The 15,984-nt window shown below is 71.0% G+C and carries 13 protein-coding genes; 6 read left to right on the top strand and 7 right to left on the bottom strand.

Annotated elements, in window-relative coordinates; genetic code table 11:
- Positions 1-12: 12 nt before the first annotated feature.
- Entirely contained in the window at positions 13-1,389 is a 1,377-nt protein-coding gene (locus OG866_RS18615) for an FG-GAP and VCBS repeat-containing protein (protein ID WP_329336092.1), read from the top strand.
- Positions 1,390-1,442: 53 nt separating this feature from the next.
- Here OG866_RS18615 and OG866_RS18610 read toward each other — a convergent pair whose 3' ends face one another.
- Positions 1,443-2,336: a LysR family transcriptional regulator gene (locus OG866_RS18610; RefSeq protein ID WP_329336090.1), complete on the bottom strand. Its 894-nt coding sequence runs from the start codon at positions 2,334-2,336 to the stop codon at positions 1,443-1,445.
- Between the two features lie 154 nt (positions 2,337-2,490).
- Between OG866_RS18610 and OG866_RS18605 the strand changes: the two genes are divergently transcribed.
- Together OG866_RS18605 and kstD are read left to right on the top strand one after the other, a co-directional pair.
- Entirely contained in the window at positions 2,491-3,048 is a 558-nt protein-coding gene (locus OG866_RS18605) for a DUF6817 domain-containing protein (protein WP_329336088.1), read from the top strand.
- Between the two features lie 64 nt (positions 3,049-3,112).
- Entirely contained in the window at positions 3,113-4,852 is a 1,740-nt protein-coding gene (gene kstD / locus OG866_RS18600) for a 3-oxosteroid 1-dehydrogenase (protein ID WP_329336086.1), read from the top strand.
- Here kstD and OG866_RS18595 read toward each other — a convergent pair.
- The 3 genes from OG866_RS18595 to OG866_RS18585 are packed head-to-tail and all read right to left on the bottom strand — an operon-like array spanning position 4,849 to position 6,538.
- Positions 4,849-5,499, bottom strand: coding sequence for a class I SAM-dependent methyltransferase (locus tag OG866_RS18595; protein WP_329336084.1), 651 nt, complete (start codon positions 5,497-5,499; stop codon positions 4,849-4,851). The genes kstD and OG866_RS18595 overlap by 4 nt on opposite strands.
- A 50-nt stretch (positions 5,500-5,549) precedes the next feature.
- Positions 5,550-5,864: an AzlD domain-containing protein gene (locus tag OG866_RS18590; protein ID WP_329336081.1), complete on the bottom strand. Its 315-nt coding sequence runs from the start codon at positions 5,862-5,864 to the stop codon at positions 5,550-5,552.
- A complete protein-coding gene (locus OG866_RS18585; protein WP_329336079.1) occupies positions 5,861-6,538 on the bottom strand; it encodes an AzlC family ABC transporter permease in 678 nt (225 codons plus the stop codon). The genes OG866_RS18590 and OG866_RS18585 overlap by 4 nt, the downstream gene beginning before the upstream one ends.
- A gap of 69 nt (positions 6,539-6,607) precedes the next feature.
- Here OG866_RS18585 and OG866_RS18580 point away from each other — a divergent pair, with 69 nt between their 5' ends.
- Positions 6,608-7,165: a helix-turn-helix domain-containing protein gene (locus tag OG866_RS18580; protein WP_329336077.1), complete on the top strand. Its 558-nt coding sequence runs from the start codon at positions 6,608-6,610 to the stop codon at positions 7,163-7,165.
- Positions 7,166-7,256: 91 nt separating this feature from the next.
- Here OG866_RS18580 and OG866_RS18575 read toward each other — a convergent pair whose 3' ends face one another.
- On the bottom strand, positions 7,257-7,460 hold the full coding sequence (locus tag OG866_RS18575) for a cold-shock protein (protein WP_007490911.1): 204 nt from the start codon (positions 7,458-7,460) through the stop codon (positions 7,257-7,259).
- A gap of 286 nt (positions 7,461-7,746) precedes the next feature.
- Between OG866_RS18575 and OG866_RS18570 the strand changes: the two genes are divergently transcribed.
- Together OG866_RS18570 and OG866_RS18565 are read left to right on the top strand one after the other, a co-directional pair.
- A complete protein-coding gene (locus OG866_RS18570; RefSeq protein ID WP_329336075.1) occupies positions 7,747-8,595 on the top strand; it encodes a menaquinone biosynthetic enzyme MqnA/MqnD family protein in 849 nt (282 codons plus the stop codon).
- Between the two features lie 75 nt (positions 8,596-8,670).
- Positions 8,671-10,488, top strand: coding sequence for a serine/threonine-protein kinase (locus OG866_RS18565; RefSeq protein WP_329336073.1), 1,818 nt, complete (start codon positions 8,671-8,673; stop codon positions 10,486-10,488).
- Here the strand turns inward: OG866_RS18565 and OG866_RS18560 are convergent.
- Together OG866_RS18560 and OG866_RS18555 are read right to left on the bottom strand one after the other, a co-directional pair.
- Entirely contained in the window at positions 10,481-11,110 is a 630-nt protein-coding gene (locus OG866_RS18560) for a hypothetical protein (RefSeq protein ID WP_329336071.1), read from the bottom strand. The two genes, OG866_RS18565 and OG866_RS18560, sit on opposite strands and share 8 nt — an antisense overlap.
- Complete coding sequence (locus OG866_RS18555) at positions 11,107-15,714, bottom strand: FtsK/SpoIIIE domain-containing protein (protein WP_329336069.1); 4,608 nt, start codon at positions 15,712-15,714, stop codon at positions 11,107-11,109. The genes OG866_RS18560 and OG866_RS18555 overlap by 4 nt, the downstream gene beginning before the upstream one ends.
- Between the last annotated feature and the right edge of the window lie 270 nt (positions 15,715-15,984).

The raw sequence follows: 15,984 nt of genomic DNA, 5'->3' as shown, positions 1-15,984 counted from the left end.
CGCAGGAGACGCATGTTCACGCGCACCACCCTCCGCCCGGCCCTCGCCTCGGCCACGGCCGTCGCCCTGGCGGCCGGCGGGCTGCTCACCCTCTCCGTGGGCACCGCGACCGCCGCCACCCCGGCAAAGTACGCCGACGACTTCAACGGCGACGGTTACCGCGACTTCGTGACCGGCGACCTCAGCGGCGGGGTCGTCGTGACGTACGGGACGGCAACCGGTCCCGGCACCACCACCAAGACCTTCACGCAGGCCAGCGCGGGTATCCCGGGCACGCCCGGTGACGCGGGCGGTTACGTCGACGCCTTCGGTGACGACATGGCCGCCGCCGACCTCAACCGTGACGGCTACGCCGACCTCGCGGTCGCCGACTTCACCGAGAAGGTCGGTACCAAGACGAGCGCGGGTGCGGTCACGATCCTGTGGGGTGCGAAGTCCGGCCTCTCCGGCACCGGCGCGGTCCGTCTCAAGGTCACCGCCCACGCCGGTTACGGCTTCGGCAAGCAGATCGAGACCGGTGACTTCAACGGTGACGGGAAGGCCGACCTGGCGGTCGCCAACGGCATCGACACGGTGTACGTCTACCGCGGCGGCTTCGCCAAGTCCGGCAGCACCGGCTCGGTCACCAAGCATGTCGCCGGCGACATCCTCGAACCCACCGGCCTGGTCGCCGGCAAGGTCACCAAGGACAAGGCCACCGACCTGTTCCTGCTCGGCCAGGGCTACCACGACGACAAGATGACCCAGGACGCCTGGTTCCTGCGCGGCGGCTCCACGATCAAGCCGGGCAAGCGGACGATCGTCAACAGCTCCAAGCCCGACTACAGCCCGACCGGTGTCGTCGCTGACTTCGACAAGGACGGCTACGGGGACCTTGCGGTCAGCGACACCCGGTACAACAATCGCGCCGGTTCGGTGGTCGTGTGGCGTGGTGGCAGCACCGGGCCGGCCACGAAGTACCGCGTCTCGCAGTCCACTTCGGGAGTGGCCACGGCCGCCACGAAGAACGACAGCTTCGGCGAGAGCCTCTCCGCCGGCGACACCAACGGCGACGGCTACCCGGACCTGGCGGTCGGCGTACCCGAGGAGACGGTCAGCTCTCAGGACAACGCGGGCGGCGTGCACATCCTGCGCGGCTCCAGGTCCGGTCTCACGGGCACGAACTCGCAGTGGTTCACCCGCGCGAGCGCCGGTGTCCCCGGAAGCCCGAGCGAGTACGGCAGCTTCGGCCAGGACGTCCGCCTGCGCGACATCGACCGCGACGGCGACAAGGATCTGCTGGTGTCGAGCAACTACTACGACCCGAGCGTGTTCCTGCCCGGTACAGGTTCCGGCGTCACGGGCACCGGCTCCAAGGAACTGCCCGTGGTGGCCGCGTTCCCGCAGTAGCAGGGCGGCGGGGGCGAGAAAACAGCCCTTACAGGAACGCCAGGCTCCCGCCGCTACCGCCCGGGTGTCCGACGGAACTTCTCCACCATGTCCGCGAACGCCCGGGCCGCCGGACTGAGCGCGTCCCACCGCCGTACGGCCCACCCCACGGGGAGCGGGCGCAGATCCGGCAAGGGGATCAGGCGAAGGCGGTCCCCCGTAGCGGCCAGCCCCGACAGCTCCGGAACGACCGCCCGCCCCACCCCCAACTCGGCCAGCAACAACGCCGTGTCCCAGTCGGCCACGTTGGTGTCGTAGGCAAGCCGCACATCCGACTCCGCGCATGAGGCGTCCAGTTGGGCGGCCGAGGCGGAGTTGGGAGGCAGTCGGATCAGCCGTACGTCCGCCAGCTCGGCGACTCCCAGCCGCTCCCGCTCCGCCAGCGGATCGTCCGCCCGTACCGCCAGCACCCACGGCAGCTCCGCCACCGCACGCTGCTCGATCCCCCGCACCGGCGGCCCGAGCGTGATCCACGCCAGATCCAGCGTCCCGTCGGCCAGCGCCTCGAAGCTGCCGCGTCCCGAACTGACGGTCCGGAACTCGAGGTTGACCCGCGGATGGCGGCGCCGGAACTCCACCACCGCGTCCCCCATGAAGTGCCGGACCGTCGTCGCGCCCGTCGCCACCCGCACGAACCCGCTCGCCCCGTCGACCAGATCCCGCAACTGCCGTACGGCGAGGTCGAGCCCGGAGATCCCCTCGGCTGCCGCCGCCTCCAACACCCGGCCCGCCTGCGTCGGTACGACGCCCCGCGGCTGCCGCTCCACCAGCGCGACCCCCGTCTCCCGTTCCAGCCGCTTCACATGCTGGCTCACCGCGGACTGTGTGCACCCGAGCTCCCGCGCCACCGCGCTCAGACTCCCGGCCCGGCACACCGCCACGAACACCCGCAGGTCATCAAGGGTCATGAGACCCAAGCTAGCACTTGGGTCCATGCATAAATCCCAAGGATTGACTGGGCTCTGATGGTGTACGACGATCAACTCCAGGGCCCCACGGGCGGCAACCCGCTCCACCCCGGGACGGAGCGGGTGCCGACCCACCCACCGGAAGGGATCCCTCATGGCGTACGACGAGCTGTTCGGCCAAGCAGACGCACTTCTCCGAGAGTTGGGCGCCGAACACGCCGCGCACCCCGGCGGGACCCTCCTCGCCCACCTCCACCGCGTACGCATCCGCCTCGCCACCTGGAACGCCCGCCCCGCTCTCCAGCTCGCCGGCCTCTGCCACGCCTTCTACGGCACCGACGGCTTCCCCCACCCCCTGCTCCCGCTCGATCGCCGCACCGACCTCGTCGCAGCCATCGGCGAAGAGGCCGAGTCGATCGTGTACTTCTACGCGAGCTGCGACCGCGAGGCGACCTACCCGACCCTCGCCGCCCCCTTCCGTGACCGCTTCACCGGCCGAACGCATACCCCCACCCCGGCTCTCCGCCAGGACTTCGCCGACCTCACCGCCGCCAACGAACTCGACCTCGCCGCCGAGGACCCCGCCTTCCTCGACCGCCACGGCCCGGCTCTCCTCGGCCTGTTCACCCGCTTCCGCCCCCTGCTGAGCGAACCGGCTTGGCGGGACTGCGTATCGGTCCTGGTGTCGTCAACTCATCAGCACGGTTCTTGACTTCACATGGTCCCCGCGCAACATTCCCCTTTCTGACACACCATCAGAATGTGGGAGTGGCCCCATGAACCCGACCCGAAGACAAGTAATCGGCACCTCGGCCGCCGCCGGGCTCGCTCTCGCCGCGTCAGGCGTCCCTCAGTCCGCCGACGCCGCCGACGTCCCTCTCCTCGGCACCTACGACGTCGTCGTCATCGGCTCCGGCGCGGCCGGGATGACCGCCGCGCTCACTGCCGCGAAACAGGGGCTGAGCTGCGTCGTTCTCGAAAAGGCGCCCACCTTCGGCGGCTCCGCCGCCCGCTCCGGTGCCGGGATCTGGATCCCCAACAACCCGGTGATCCTCGCGGCCGGCGTCCCGGACACGCCCGCCAAGGCCGCCGCCTATCTCGCCGCCGTCGTCGGGGCCGACGTCCCCGCCGCCCGGCAAAAGGCGTTCCTCGCCCACGGCCCCGCCATGATCTCCTTCGTCATGGCCAACAGCCCGCTCCGCTTCCGCTGGATGGAGGGGTACAGCGACTACTACCCCGAACTGCCGGGCGGCCTTCCCAACGGGCGCTCCATCGAGCCCGACTACCTCGACGGCAACGTCCTCGGCGCCGAACTCGCCCATCTGAACCCGTCGTACATGGAAGTCCCGGACGGAATGGTGGTGTTCTCCGCCGACTACAAGTGGCTCACCCTGGCCGCGGTGAGCGCCAAGGGGCTCGCCGTGGCGACCGAGTGTCTGGCGCGGGGGACGAAGGCCCTCACGCTCGGCCAGAAGCCGCTCACCATGGGGCAGTCGCTCGCGGGTGGGCTGAGGAAGGGGCTGCTGGACGCGGGCGTCCCGGTCAGGCTCAACACTCCCCTCACCGATCTCCTCGTCGAGAGCGGCACCGTCACCGGGGCCGTCACCCCCGCCGGTCTCTACCGCGCCCGGCGCGCCGTCGTCGTGGGCTCCGGGGGCTTCGAGCACAACCTCGCCATGCGCACGCAGTACCAGCGGCAGCCCATCGGGACGGACTGGACCGTGGGCGCGAAGGAGAACACGGGCGACGGCATCCGCGCCGGACAGCGGGCCGGCGGCGCCCTGGCCCTCATGGAGGACGCCTGGTGGGGACCCGCGATCCCGCTCCCCGGCCAGCCCTACTTCTGCCTCGCCGAGCGCACCCTGCCGGGCGGCCTCATGGTCAACGCGGCGGGCGGACGGTTCGTGAACGAGGCCGCCCCCTACAGCGACGTCGTCCACATCATGTACGACCGCAACCCCGCCGACCCCGACATCCCGGCCTGGCTGATCGTCGACCAGAACTACCGCAACCGGTACCTGTTCAAGGACGTCAGCCCCACCCTCGCCTTCCCCGACAACTGGTACAGCTCGGGGGCGGCCTACAAGGCCTGGACCGTCGACGCCCTCGCCACCGCGATCGGCGTGGCACCCGCGGCCCTGCGCACGACGGTCTCCCGCTTCAACTCCCTCGCCCTGCAAGGCAAGGACACCGACCAGCACCGCGGCGACAGCGCCTACGACCACTACTACACGGACCCCTCCGTCCTCCCCAACTCCTGCCTCGCGCCCCTGTGGCTGCCCCCGTACTACGCCTTCCGTATCGTCCCCGGCGACCTGGGCACCAAGGGCGGCCTCGTCACCGACGCCCGCGCGCGCGTCCTGCGCGGCGACGGCACGATCGTCCCCGGCCTGTACGCCGCCGGCAACGCCAGCGCCGCCGTCATGGGGCACAGCTACGCGGGCGCGGGCTCGACCATCGGACCGGCGATGACCTTCGGCTACATCGCGGCGAAGGACATCGCGGGCACCCTCTAGACAGCGGCCCCCGGCACGCGGGCGATCAGGAACGCCTGCGGGGTCACCTCCGTGCCCTGCGCCGCCCGTACCGTCCGGGACACGACCTCGAACCCGGCGGCCTCCAGCAGGCCGCCGATGAACTCGGGCTGCCGCCGCTGGAAGTCGAGGATCACGTCGTGCCCGAAGGGCTTGTCGTGGCGCTTCGGCTCGTCGCCGACCTGGAAGCCGATGAGCAGATGGCCGCCCGGCACCAGCACCCGCCGGAACTCCCGGAAGAGCGCGGGCAGTTCCTCCACAGGGGTGTGGATGGAGGAGTACCAGGACACCCCTCCGGCGAGCGCCCCGTCCGCCACGTCCAGCTCCAGGATCGACCCCCGCACGAACAGCAGGTCCGGATTCTCCCGCCGCGCGATGGCGAGCATCCCCTCTGAGAGATCGACCCCGAACACGTCCAGCCCCAGCGACCGGAGACGGGCAGTCGCCCGGCCGGGCCCGCACCCGAGGTCCGCCACCGCACCACCGGCGCCGACGAGTTCGGCGAACAGGGCGAAGATCGCCCGCTCCACCGGCGCGTCCGCGAACGGATCACGGAACCGCTCGGCGTAGTCCTCGGCGACGGTGTCGTAGAACACCCGGGTACGGGTCAGGAAATCGGAGTCGGTCATGGCCGGGGACGCTACAAAACCCCCCACTGACAACCCCGCTCCCGCCGTCCCTACGCCACCCCCACCGCCCGCAGCACCGCCGCCGTCCCGGCCGCCCCCAGCACCACCACCACGAACGGCGCCCGGCGCCAGGCCAGCACACCCGCCACCAGCACTCCCGCAGGCCGCGCCCACCCCGCGAACCCGCCGCCCTCGGTCAGCGCCCCGGTCACGAGCAGGGCGGCCAGCAGGACGACCGCGCCCGCCGACAGCAACTCCTGGACCCGCGCCGACAGTTCGACCCGTCCGTGCAGCGCGGGCCCCACCAGCCGGAAGGCGTACGTCCCCACCGACAGCGCCAGGATCATGGCGACGGTCGCGCTCATGCCGTGCGCCCCTTTCCGAAGGCCAGGAGTCCGGCCAGCGCCAGCAGCACGGGCACGCCCGCCGGGGCGACGGGTGTGAGGGCGAGGGCCAGACAGGCGCCGAGGGCCGCGGATCGTCGTACGGCGGAATCCGCCCGCAGGGCCGGGAGGACCAGCGCCACCAGGACCGCCGGGAAGGCCGCGTCCAGGCCGTAGCGGGCCGTGTCGCCGATCGCGTCGCCGGCGAGGGCGCCGACCAGGACGCCGGTGTTCCATACGGCGAACAGCCCGAGCCCGGAGACCCAGAACGCCGTACGACGCCGTACCGGATCGGACTGTGCCAGGGCGAAGGCGACCGTCTCGTCGGTGACGAGGTGGGCGCCCAGGAGCCGGGCCCAGCGGCCTCGGCCGAGGGTTTCCGCGACGGCGAGGCTGTAGGCGGCCGTGCGGGTGTTGAGGAGCAGGCCGGTGGCCGCGGCGGCGAGCGGGCCGCCGCCCGCCAAGAGGACGCCGACCGCGCTGAACTGGGCGGAGCCCGCGTAGACGACCAGGGACATCACCACGGGGACCCACACGGGCAGGCCGCCGGCGACCGCGATCGCGCCGAAGGAGACACCGACGACACCGCTGGCCAGCCAGACGAGGGAGGCGTCCCGCACCAGGCCGCGTTGAGGTGTTCGCTCTGCCGTACGCATGTTCTCTACAATGAACAGGAAGAGTCGCGTTCGTCAAGGCGAACAGTCGTACCGATGGAGCGAACGAACATGCCCGACAGTCGTCTTCCGCTGGAGTGGATCGCCGCCTCGCTGCGTCGCGAGCGCACACGTACGGGGTTGTCGCTCTCGGAGCTCGCCAAGCGGGCCGGGATCGCGAAGTCCACGCTGTCCCAGCTGGAGGCGGGCGGCGGGAATCCGAGCGTGGAGACGCTGTGGGCGCTGGCGGTGGCGCTGGGGGTGCCGTTCAGCGCGCTGGTGGAGCCGCCGGCGCCGCCCGTGCAGGTGATCAGGGCGGGGCAGGGGCCCTCGGTGGCGTCCGAGCAGGCGAACTACGTCGGCACGCTGCTGTCCTCCAGCCCGCCCGGGGCGCGGCGGGACATCTACCGCATCAGTGCGGAACCGGGCGCGGCCCGGACATCGGAGCCGCACATTCCGGGCACGTACGAGCATCTGATCGTGAGCACGGGGAAGGTCAGGGCGGGGCCGGTGGGCGAGGAGGTCGAGCTGGCGCCGGGGGACTACATGGCGTATCGCGGCGATGTGCCGCATTCGTACGAGGCGCTCGCCCCCGGGACGACGTTCGTGCTGGTCATGCAGCACATCTAGGCCCGTGCGGGGAAAGGCAGGAGCCCCGTCACCTTGCGGCGCGGGGCTCCTTGGGTACTGCACTCAGGTCCGGATCAGAGACTCAGGAGTCTCAGACGGGGGTGACGTTCTCCGCCTGCGGGCCCTTCGGGCCCTGGGTCACGTCGAAGGAGACCTGCTGGTTCTCCTCCAGCGAACGGAAGCCGTTCGCGTTGATGGCGGAGTAGTGGACGAACACGTCCGGGCCGCCACCCTCCTGGGCAATGAAGCCAAAGCCCTTTTCGGCGTTGAACCACTTCACGGTTCCGGTAGCCATAAGCCCTCCTTGGGCCCAAAGGGTTGCCCTGCTCCAGAACCTGCGATTGTGAAAACAGTGCTGCACAACTGCATACGTCTGAAAACGACTAGAGCCTGCGGTTACATGCTCCGCAGGCTCTGTACTGCAAGGGAAACCAAACTGCAACTTGCGGCGAGCCTAGCATGTGGGCAGCCGAAAGCAATAGAGGTCAAGATCACGTCACCCGGATGTTTGATCTCGCTCGTGTCGGGTTGACGGCGGGGGCGGCAATCGTATGTCAGCGGCCAGGGTCTAGCCTCACGATGTGGACAATTACCGCACCCGGCCGCGCGTCGGCCACATCCAGTTCCTGAACTGCCTGCCCCTGTACTGGGGGCTCGCGAGAACGGGCACGCTCCTCGACTTCGAGCTCACGAAGGACACCCCGGAGAAGCTCAGCGAGAAGCTCGTGCAGGGCGACCTCGACATCGGCCCCATCACCCTCGTCGAGTTCCTGCGCAACGCCGACGACCTCGTCGCCTTCCCCGACATCGCGGTCGGCTGCGACGGCCCGGTGATGTCCTGCGTGATCGTCTCGCAGGCCCCGCTGGACGAGCTGGACGGCGCGCGCGTCGCCCTCGGCTCGACCTCTCGAACGTCTGTACGCCTCGCGCAGCTTCTGCTGTCCGAGCGGTACGGCGTCCAGCCCGACTACTACACCTGCCCGCCCGACCTCAGCCTGATGATGCAGGAGGCGGAGGCGGCGGTGCTCATCGGCGACGCGGCGCTGCGGGCCAACCTGCTCGACGGGCCGAAGTACGGCCTGGAGGTCCACGACCTCGGCGCGCTGTGGAAGGAGTGGACCGGCCTGCCCTTCGTCTTCGCCGTCTGGGCGGCCCGCCGGGACTACCTGGAGCGCGAGCCGGTGATCACCCGCCGGGTCCACGAGGCCTTCCTCGCCTCCCGGAACCTCTCCCTCGACGAGGTCGGCAAGGTCGCCGAGCAGGCCGCCCGCTGGGAGTCCTTCGACGAGCAGGTCCTGGAGCAGTACTTCACCACCCTCGACTTCCGGTTCGGCGGCCCGCAGCTGGAGGCGGTCGCGGAGTTCGCCCGCCGGGTCGGGCCGACGACGGGATTCCCGGCGGACGTGAAGGTGGAACTGCTTCAGCCGTAATCTGCATCTGAGTCTTACGGGGTCCCGGCCGAGTCGGACGGGGTCCGGACGGCCGCACGGGGGAGGGTGGGCGTCATGCAGCCACTCGGAGTCGATGAGCCGACCGCCGTCGGGCCCTACCGGCTGCTCGGCCGGCTGGGCTCCGGCGGGATGGGCCGGGTCTATCTGGGACGCAACACCGGCGGCCGTACGGTCGCCGTCAAGGTCGTGCACCCGCACTTCGCGCTCGACGAGGAGTTCCGCGCCCGCTTCCGCCGCGAGGTCGAGGCGGCGCGGCGGGTGGGCGGCGCGTGGACGGCTCCCGTACTGGACGCCGACCCGGACGCGGCCGTGCCGTGGGTGGCCACGGCCTACGCGGCGGGCCCGTCCCTGACGGCGGCGGTCGCCGACGACGGTCCGCTGCCCGCGCCTTCGGTACGGGCGCTGGGGGCGGGGCTCGCGGAGGCGCTGGCCGCCGTGCACCAACTGGGCCTCGTCCACCGGGACGTGAAGCCGTCCAACGTGCTGCTGACCCTGGACGGCCCGCTCCTCATCGACTTCGGCATCGCGCGCGCCACGGACGGCACGGCCTCCCTGACGTCGACCGGCGTCTCCATCGGCTCGCCGGGATACATGTCCCCGGAGCAGATCCTGGGCAAGGTCGTCTCGGGGGCGGCGGACGTCTTCTCGCTGGGCGCGGTGCTGGCGTACGCGGCGAACGGGGAGTCACCCTTCCCCGGCGACTCGTCGGCCGCCCTCCTGTACAAGGTCGTCCACGAGGAGCCCGAACTCGGGCTGCTGGGCGGCGACTTGCGGGAGCTGGTGGCGGAGTGCCTGGCCAAGGAGCCGGGGGCACGGCCGAGCCCGGGCGAGGTGGCCCGACGGCTCGCTCCGGAGGGCGCGGCGCGGCTGGTGGCGGGTGGGTGGCTGCCGGGGGCGTTGGTGGAGCGGGTGAGCCGGAGCGCGGTGCAGTTGCTGAATCTGGAGGTGGGTGGGGGGAGTTCGGGGGATTCGGGGGCCTTGGGGACTTCGGGTGCCTCGGGGGCTTCTGGGGTCGGTGGTTCAGGGGGCGCGGTCTCGGGGGGTGCGGCTTCGGGGGACGCGGTCTCGGGAGGCGCGGTCTCGGGGGTCGCTGCTTCGGGGGTGGTGGGGTTCAGCAGTCCTGTGGTGGGGGCGCCTGCGGTGCTGCCGACCGTGGGGGAGTTTGGACCGCCGCCGGTCATGCCGGTCGCGGCGCCCGTCGTACCGGTGGTGCCCGAACCGCGTGATGCGGTGCCGGTGCTGTCCGACACGGACGTCCCTCGCGACCATCCCGGCAAGCTCTCCGTCTCCGTGGCGGCGACCTCCGTGCCGGGCGCGGGCGGGCGCGGGCGTCGGCTCAGCTGCACGGTGGCGCTCGCGGTCGCCGGAGCGTTGGCGGCGGTGACGGTGGGGTCGGTGTTCCTGTTCGACCTGCTGCCCAAGGACGACAAGGACACCAACGCCGGCAGCTCCGACGCGTATTCGCCGCAGCAGACGGCGAGTTCGGCGCCGGGCGAGAGCAGCGGCGCGGAGGACACGGCCCCCGGGGGCGTCCCCGACCGCTACCTCGGCACCTGGGAGGGCCAGGCCACCGGCTCCGGCATCCCGATGGGCACCTTCCGGCTGACGGTCAAAGAGGTGGCCGTGGGTGAGCAGTTGGGCAAGCTCAAGCAGACCGACATCCTCGGCGGCGTCTGCAACGACGTACTGACCCTGAAGCAGGTCACGAAGACGGAGCTGATCGCTACCTCCGTCGGCGCGAAGTCCAACCACGAGGGCTGCAACCCGGCCGCCCACACGGTCCGGCTGATCCCGGTCGGCGACGATCTGAAGTACGTCTCGGAGAGCGAGGCGGAGGGGAATCCCGAGGCGCGGCTGTCGAAGGTCAAGTAGTGGAGGGCGTGGGGGAGTCGGGCGACTCCTCGGGGCTCGCCGAGCGCTTGATGCCGTACTTCACGAACAGCGTGATCAGGAGCGCGAGCACGGCGACCGTGGCGACAAGGCCCACCAGCCCCGCCTCGGGATGCTGCTCGTGCAGCCGGCAAGGGCCGCCCTCGGTGTAGCAGTCGCCGTGCCGTCGGCTCCGCTTGGGACGCCAGGCGCCGTGGATCACCCCCGCGATCAGGTAGCACGCCGCGAGGCCGGGAAGGGAGGCAGCGGCCCAGGACAGCGACCGCTGCTTGCTCTTCTTCCACTCCATCCGGGTGAGCGGTGCCGCCCAGGCGAGGAAGGCCAAGGGCGCCACCGCACCGACGGTGGCCGCGAACGCGTAGGTCCCGCCGGGCCAGGCAGGGGCGAGGTCACCCCATACGTCGTGGCTCCAGTACATGTCGAAGAAGACCAGCGGCATGATGAGGGCGACGAAGACGGGCAGCACCAGGCAGCCGAACACCCGGTCCCCGACGGTGGTCCTCCGCTTGCCCGCCCCGGACGACGGGCGGCCCGGCACGTGCTCGTACCGCAGCGCCGCCCCTGCCGCCTTCCGCCGCTTCGGCCTGGCCGAACCGCTGCTCACCCCGGCACGACCACCGTCCGCAGCTCCCCGTCGCCGAGGTGGAGCATGCCCTTGCCCGGGGTGATCTGGCCGCCGACCAGCCCGCGGTTGAGGCGGACGCCGATGAGGTCGCCGGAGGAGGTCTCCTGGGGGGAGAGGAGGATGCCGCGGCGGGCCTTCTTGGCGTCGACCTGCCAGCCGGAGAAGCCGGAGCAGACGTCCTCCTCGTCACCGGCGATGACCATGGCGAGGCCGCGCTCGGCGCCGCGCGAGACGAGCTTCTTGAACTGGCTCGCGGCGTCGCAGTCCTCGAGGATCTCGCCGTCGTCGACGAGAACGACGATCGGCTCCTCCGGGCTCGCCTCGTCCATGAGCTCCTCGAACTCGTCCTCGTCGATGTCGTCACCGGTGAAGACCTTCAACACGCCGTCAGTTCCGTCGAGTTGACGGAGCGGGGACTGGCGGGGGGCGGCGATCACCAGTCGTACGCCCTGAGTCAGGTACGACTGCGCGAAGTTCATCAGGACCGTCGAGCGGCCGGACTTGGCCGGGCCCGCGACCACGAACGTCGGCACACCCTGCGCCAGGTCCGGACCGAAGCCGACGATCTCGTCGCCGCCGATGCCGACCAGACCCCACAGCTTGGCGCGGGACGCGTCCGGGTCGCGCATCTCCCAGGCCTCCGGGAAGGAGACCCGGCTCGGCAGGCTGTCCACGCGGAAGGGGCGGTGCGTGCGCGGGACGGCGGCGTCGCGCGCGGCGGCCGCCTCGCCGATGGCCGCCAGCGCGGCGGCCTGGCCCTGACCGGTCGTGTCCTCGGAGAGCAGCGCGAACTGGGTCTCCGTACCGAACTCGTTGCGGTAACCACGGCCCGGCGGAATCTCCTCCGGCACCTTGCGGGCCGGGATGCCGAGCGCCGAGAAGTCGCTGCGGTCGGCGAGCCGCAGACCGTACTTGTCCTCCGTCAGGGTCGCGATCCGGCCGACCAGCAGCGTGCGGTCACCGGTGAGGACCAGGTGGATACCGACGGAGGCACCCTCGCGCATCATCGTCTGCAACTCGTCGGTCAGCGACCCGTGGTCGACCTCGCCGAGCGTGGGCACCCAGCCCTCCCAGCGGTCCAGGAGCACCACGATGTGCGGCAGCCGCTCGTCCTCGGCGACCGAGGCCCGCTGCTCGCCGATGTCCGCGAACCCCTTGTCGGCAAGGAGGTTCTGGCGCCGGTCCATCTCGCCCTTGAGGCGGTTGACGAGCCGTACGACCCGCTCGGTCTGGTTACGCCCGACGACCGCGCCCACATGCGGCAGCCGGGTCAGCGCGTTGAGCGCGCCGTTGCCGCAGTCGATGCCGTACATGTGCACATCGGCCACGGAGTGCGTGCGCGCGATCGAGCCCGCGAGCGTCCGCAGCACCTGCGAACGACCGCTGCGCGGCGCACCGCCGATCATCAGATGCCCGAAGGAGGCGAAGTCGACGGAGACGGGGCGGCGCGCCTGGAGGGCCGGCAGGTCCTCGACACCGTACGGCGCGGGCGCCAGCTTGCCGGGGCCGCCGGAGAACGCGGGCACCTGGATGTCGTCGAGCAGCAGCATCTCGTCGAGCGCCGGCAGCCAGGGGCTGTGCTGCGGCGGGATGCCGAGCGAGCGGTTGGCGTCCCGGATGGTGTCGACGAGGACCTTGAGGTCGGTGATCTCCTCGTCCTCACGGGACTCGGCCTTGGGCTTGACGAGCGCGGCGCGGCCCAGGTCCTCCCAGGACAGGGGGCCGACCCACGGCATCAGCACCGCCGGATCGGCGGCACCCGGCCGCCGCCCACCCACACGCCCCGACTGGAAGGGCACCAGCGAGGCATGCCCGAGGCGGACGTACGCCCGACCCGGTGTGCTCTTGCTGATGTGCCCGGCCTCGGGGGAGTCGATGACGTCGGACGACTCACCGCCGTCGGTCACGCGCAGCGCGATACGGAGGTTGGTGTTGGCGCGGATCTCGGGAGACACGACACCGGAGGGCCGCTGGGTGGCGAGAAGGAGGTGAATGCCGAGGGAACGGCCTCGCTGAGCGATGTTGACGAGACCCGTGACGAAGTCCGGCAGGTCACGCACCATCGACGCGAACTCGTCGATGACGATGAGGAGTCGGGGCACGGGCGCGTGCGACGGATCCCTCCGCACCAGGTCCTGATAGTCCTCGATGTCCTTGGCGTCGGCGGCGGCGAGGATGTGCTCGCGCCGGTGCAGCTCGGCGCCGAGGGACTCCAGGGCCCGTTCCACCAGATGGGCGTCGAGGTCGGTCACCATGCCGACGGTGTGCGGGAGATGGACACAGTCCTTGAACGCCGCGCCGCCCTTGTAGTCGACGAGCACGAACGTCATGTTCTCGGGCGTGTTGGCGACGGCCAGCGCGGCCACGATGGTCTGCAACAGCTCGGACTTACCGGAACCGGTGGTACCGGCGATGAGACCGTGCGGACCGTCCTTGCGGATGTCGATGCCGAAGGGCCCGTCGTACGACTCACCGATCACGGCCATCGTCGACTGCCCGCCCATCCGCCAACGCGCCACGATGGCATCGCTGGTGGGCGGTTCGAGCTGAAGGACGTCAAGCAGCCGCGAGGCGGAGGGAAGGGCGGAGTCCTCGGTCTCCCCACTGATGTCCCGGAGCGGAGAGAGGGAGCGGGCGAGCCGCAGACACCAGGCCGCCGACACGAAGTCCGGCCGCACGTCCTTGATCCGCTCGGCCCCGGCCTCCTCGACGCGCAGCCGCAGCTTGTCGGCGGCTTGGGTCTGGCCGGGGTCCTCGGTGGTGTGGTGCCAGGCCTGGAAGGAGGGGAAGCCCCCGGCGGCCTGCTGCTGGGCCTGGGCTTGGGCCTGCTGAAGGTAGTCGTACTCCTGAGCGGGCGGCTCGGCGACGACGTACGCCTGGCACTCACCCGGCAGGAACCGCTCCTCGGCATCGAGGCAGAGGGCGTAGATGGAGACGGCGGGGCCTTCGCGGAGGATACGGACGACGCCAGGCAGCGACCGGAGCCGCCGCGACCCGTCCCATACGACGACGATGTCGGGGTCGCTGAAGCCGGTCCCCTGCCCCTTGTTCTGCTCGGCGGCCTTCTTGCGGGCGTCGAGGATCTGGGTCAGCTCACCGATGCGCGCGCCGACGGTCTCGGCGTCGGTGCCGATGAGGACGTTGACGTCCTGACCGGAGCCGGGCTTGGCGTGCGGGAGCCAGCGGGTCCAGTCCCAGGACTCCTGCGCGGTGTTCTCGCTCAGGACGTAGAACTGCACGTCCATGGGGCTGTGCAGCGCGGCGGTCTGCGCGACGGCCCAACGCCCCATGGAGCGCGCGGAGTCGCCGGGCCCGGCCATGCCGATGACCCCGAGGGACCGGAGGGAGAGGGCGACGGGGGCGTCCTCGATCTTCCAGGTGACCTGCCGCTTGTGGTCGAGCTGCTCGGGGTCGTCGAGGACGACTTCCGAGTCCATCTGCCCGGTGCCGACCCGGATGAGGAGATGGTCGCGGTCGGTACGGCGCCGCTCCCAGAGTCTGGTCCGGGGCCCGGTGCCGAGGGAGAGGACGGTGGCGGGGTCGGGAATGGCGTGCCGCCGGTCGGTGCGCTCGGCGACGAGGGCGTCCTGGGCGTCCTTCTCGACCTTCTCCTTCTGCTCCTCGTACTCCTTGACCTGCTTGGCGTGGGACTTGCGGCCGTGCTTCTTGTCGTTGAAGTAGTTGGCGAAGAGGAGGAGGGGGCTGAGGCCCGCCATGATCAGGTAGTACCAGCGCTGGAAGATCAGCACGGAGACGATGGCGCCGACGAGGGGCGTGAGCGCCATCAGCCAGGGCAGCGGGCGGGCCTCGTACTCGCGGGGCGGGGACGGCAGCCGGAACTTGGTCTGCCGGTCCGGGGGCCGGAGGCGCGGGGGCCGGTTGTAGTCGAGACCGACGCCGTCGTCGGACCACTTGAGGGCGGCGTTGGGCGGCGAGTAACGGGAGAGTTCGAGAAGGGTGTTGCCGACGGCGATATGGCCGCCGAGGGGCCAGTCGGTCTTGCCGCCCTTGTTCTCTTTGCCTTCCTCCTCCTTGATGGCCTCGCCGTCCAGGGTGACGGGGGCGGGGTCGTCGTCGTTCTCGGCCTTGGTGTGGACGGTGACCTGGCAGGTGCCGTCGGTGGCGACCGACAAGGTGAGGGCGCGGGCGTCGAGTTCGGGGTCGTCGATACGGATGTACGAGGCCGGCCCGCTGCCGATGTCGTACCGCCCCACGCCGAGCCGGTGCACGAACCCGGCGACGGGGCCGCCGACGACGCGGAGTTCGACGAGGCCGGTGGGTTCGCCGGGCAGACACCCGGCGGGGTCCTGGAGGGAGACGACCGCGCCGTCGCGCAGCGGGGAGTTGACGACGGTGGCGGAGGGATCGACGCCGTACCCGTCGACGTAGACGAGGGGGGCGTTGTTGGCGGGGAGCTGGTGCTGCTGGAGCCCGAGCGGAATGACCTGAGCGCCCCCGTGGGCCCCGACCTGCTTGGCGAGTTCCTCCGCGATGTCCCCGACGGTGGACTCGGGATCGGCATCGAGCACGACATCGGCGGTGCCGCCACCGAACGGGTCGACGACGGTCAGAGTCAGGCGCACGCTATGTCCTCCCCACGGCCACTGTGGCCCCCCTGGCTGCTTCTGCAACGCAGGCCACGGCAGGAAGCGACGATATCGGGTGGGTGTGACAACTGGGGAGCGGGGAGGCGAGGCCGGGGCCCGGTGAGGCGGATTGCTTCCCGATGGCAACGGCGTGTGCACGAGTTCACGACGTCTTGTTCACAACCGGGGATGTGACACCTCAGGTCCCACCCGTAAGCTGCTGCACCAAGAGCGGACGATCACACCGGCTGCCCCGGTACCCCGGGC

This window comes from Streptomyces sp. NBC_00663 (assembly GCF_036226885.1).
Taxonomy (GTDB): domain Bacteria; phylum Actinomycetota; class Actinomycetes; order Streptomycetales; family Streptomycetaceae; genus Streptomyces.
The sequence above is the reverse complement of the archived record's forward strand: the minus strand, read 5'-3'. Positions and strand labels throughout refer to the sequence as shown.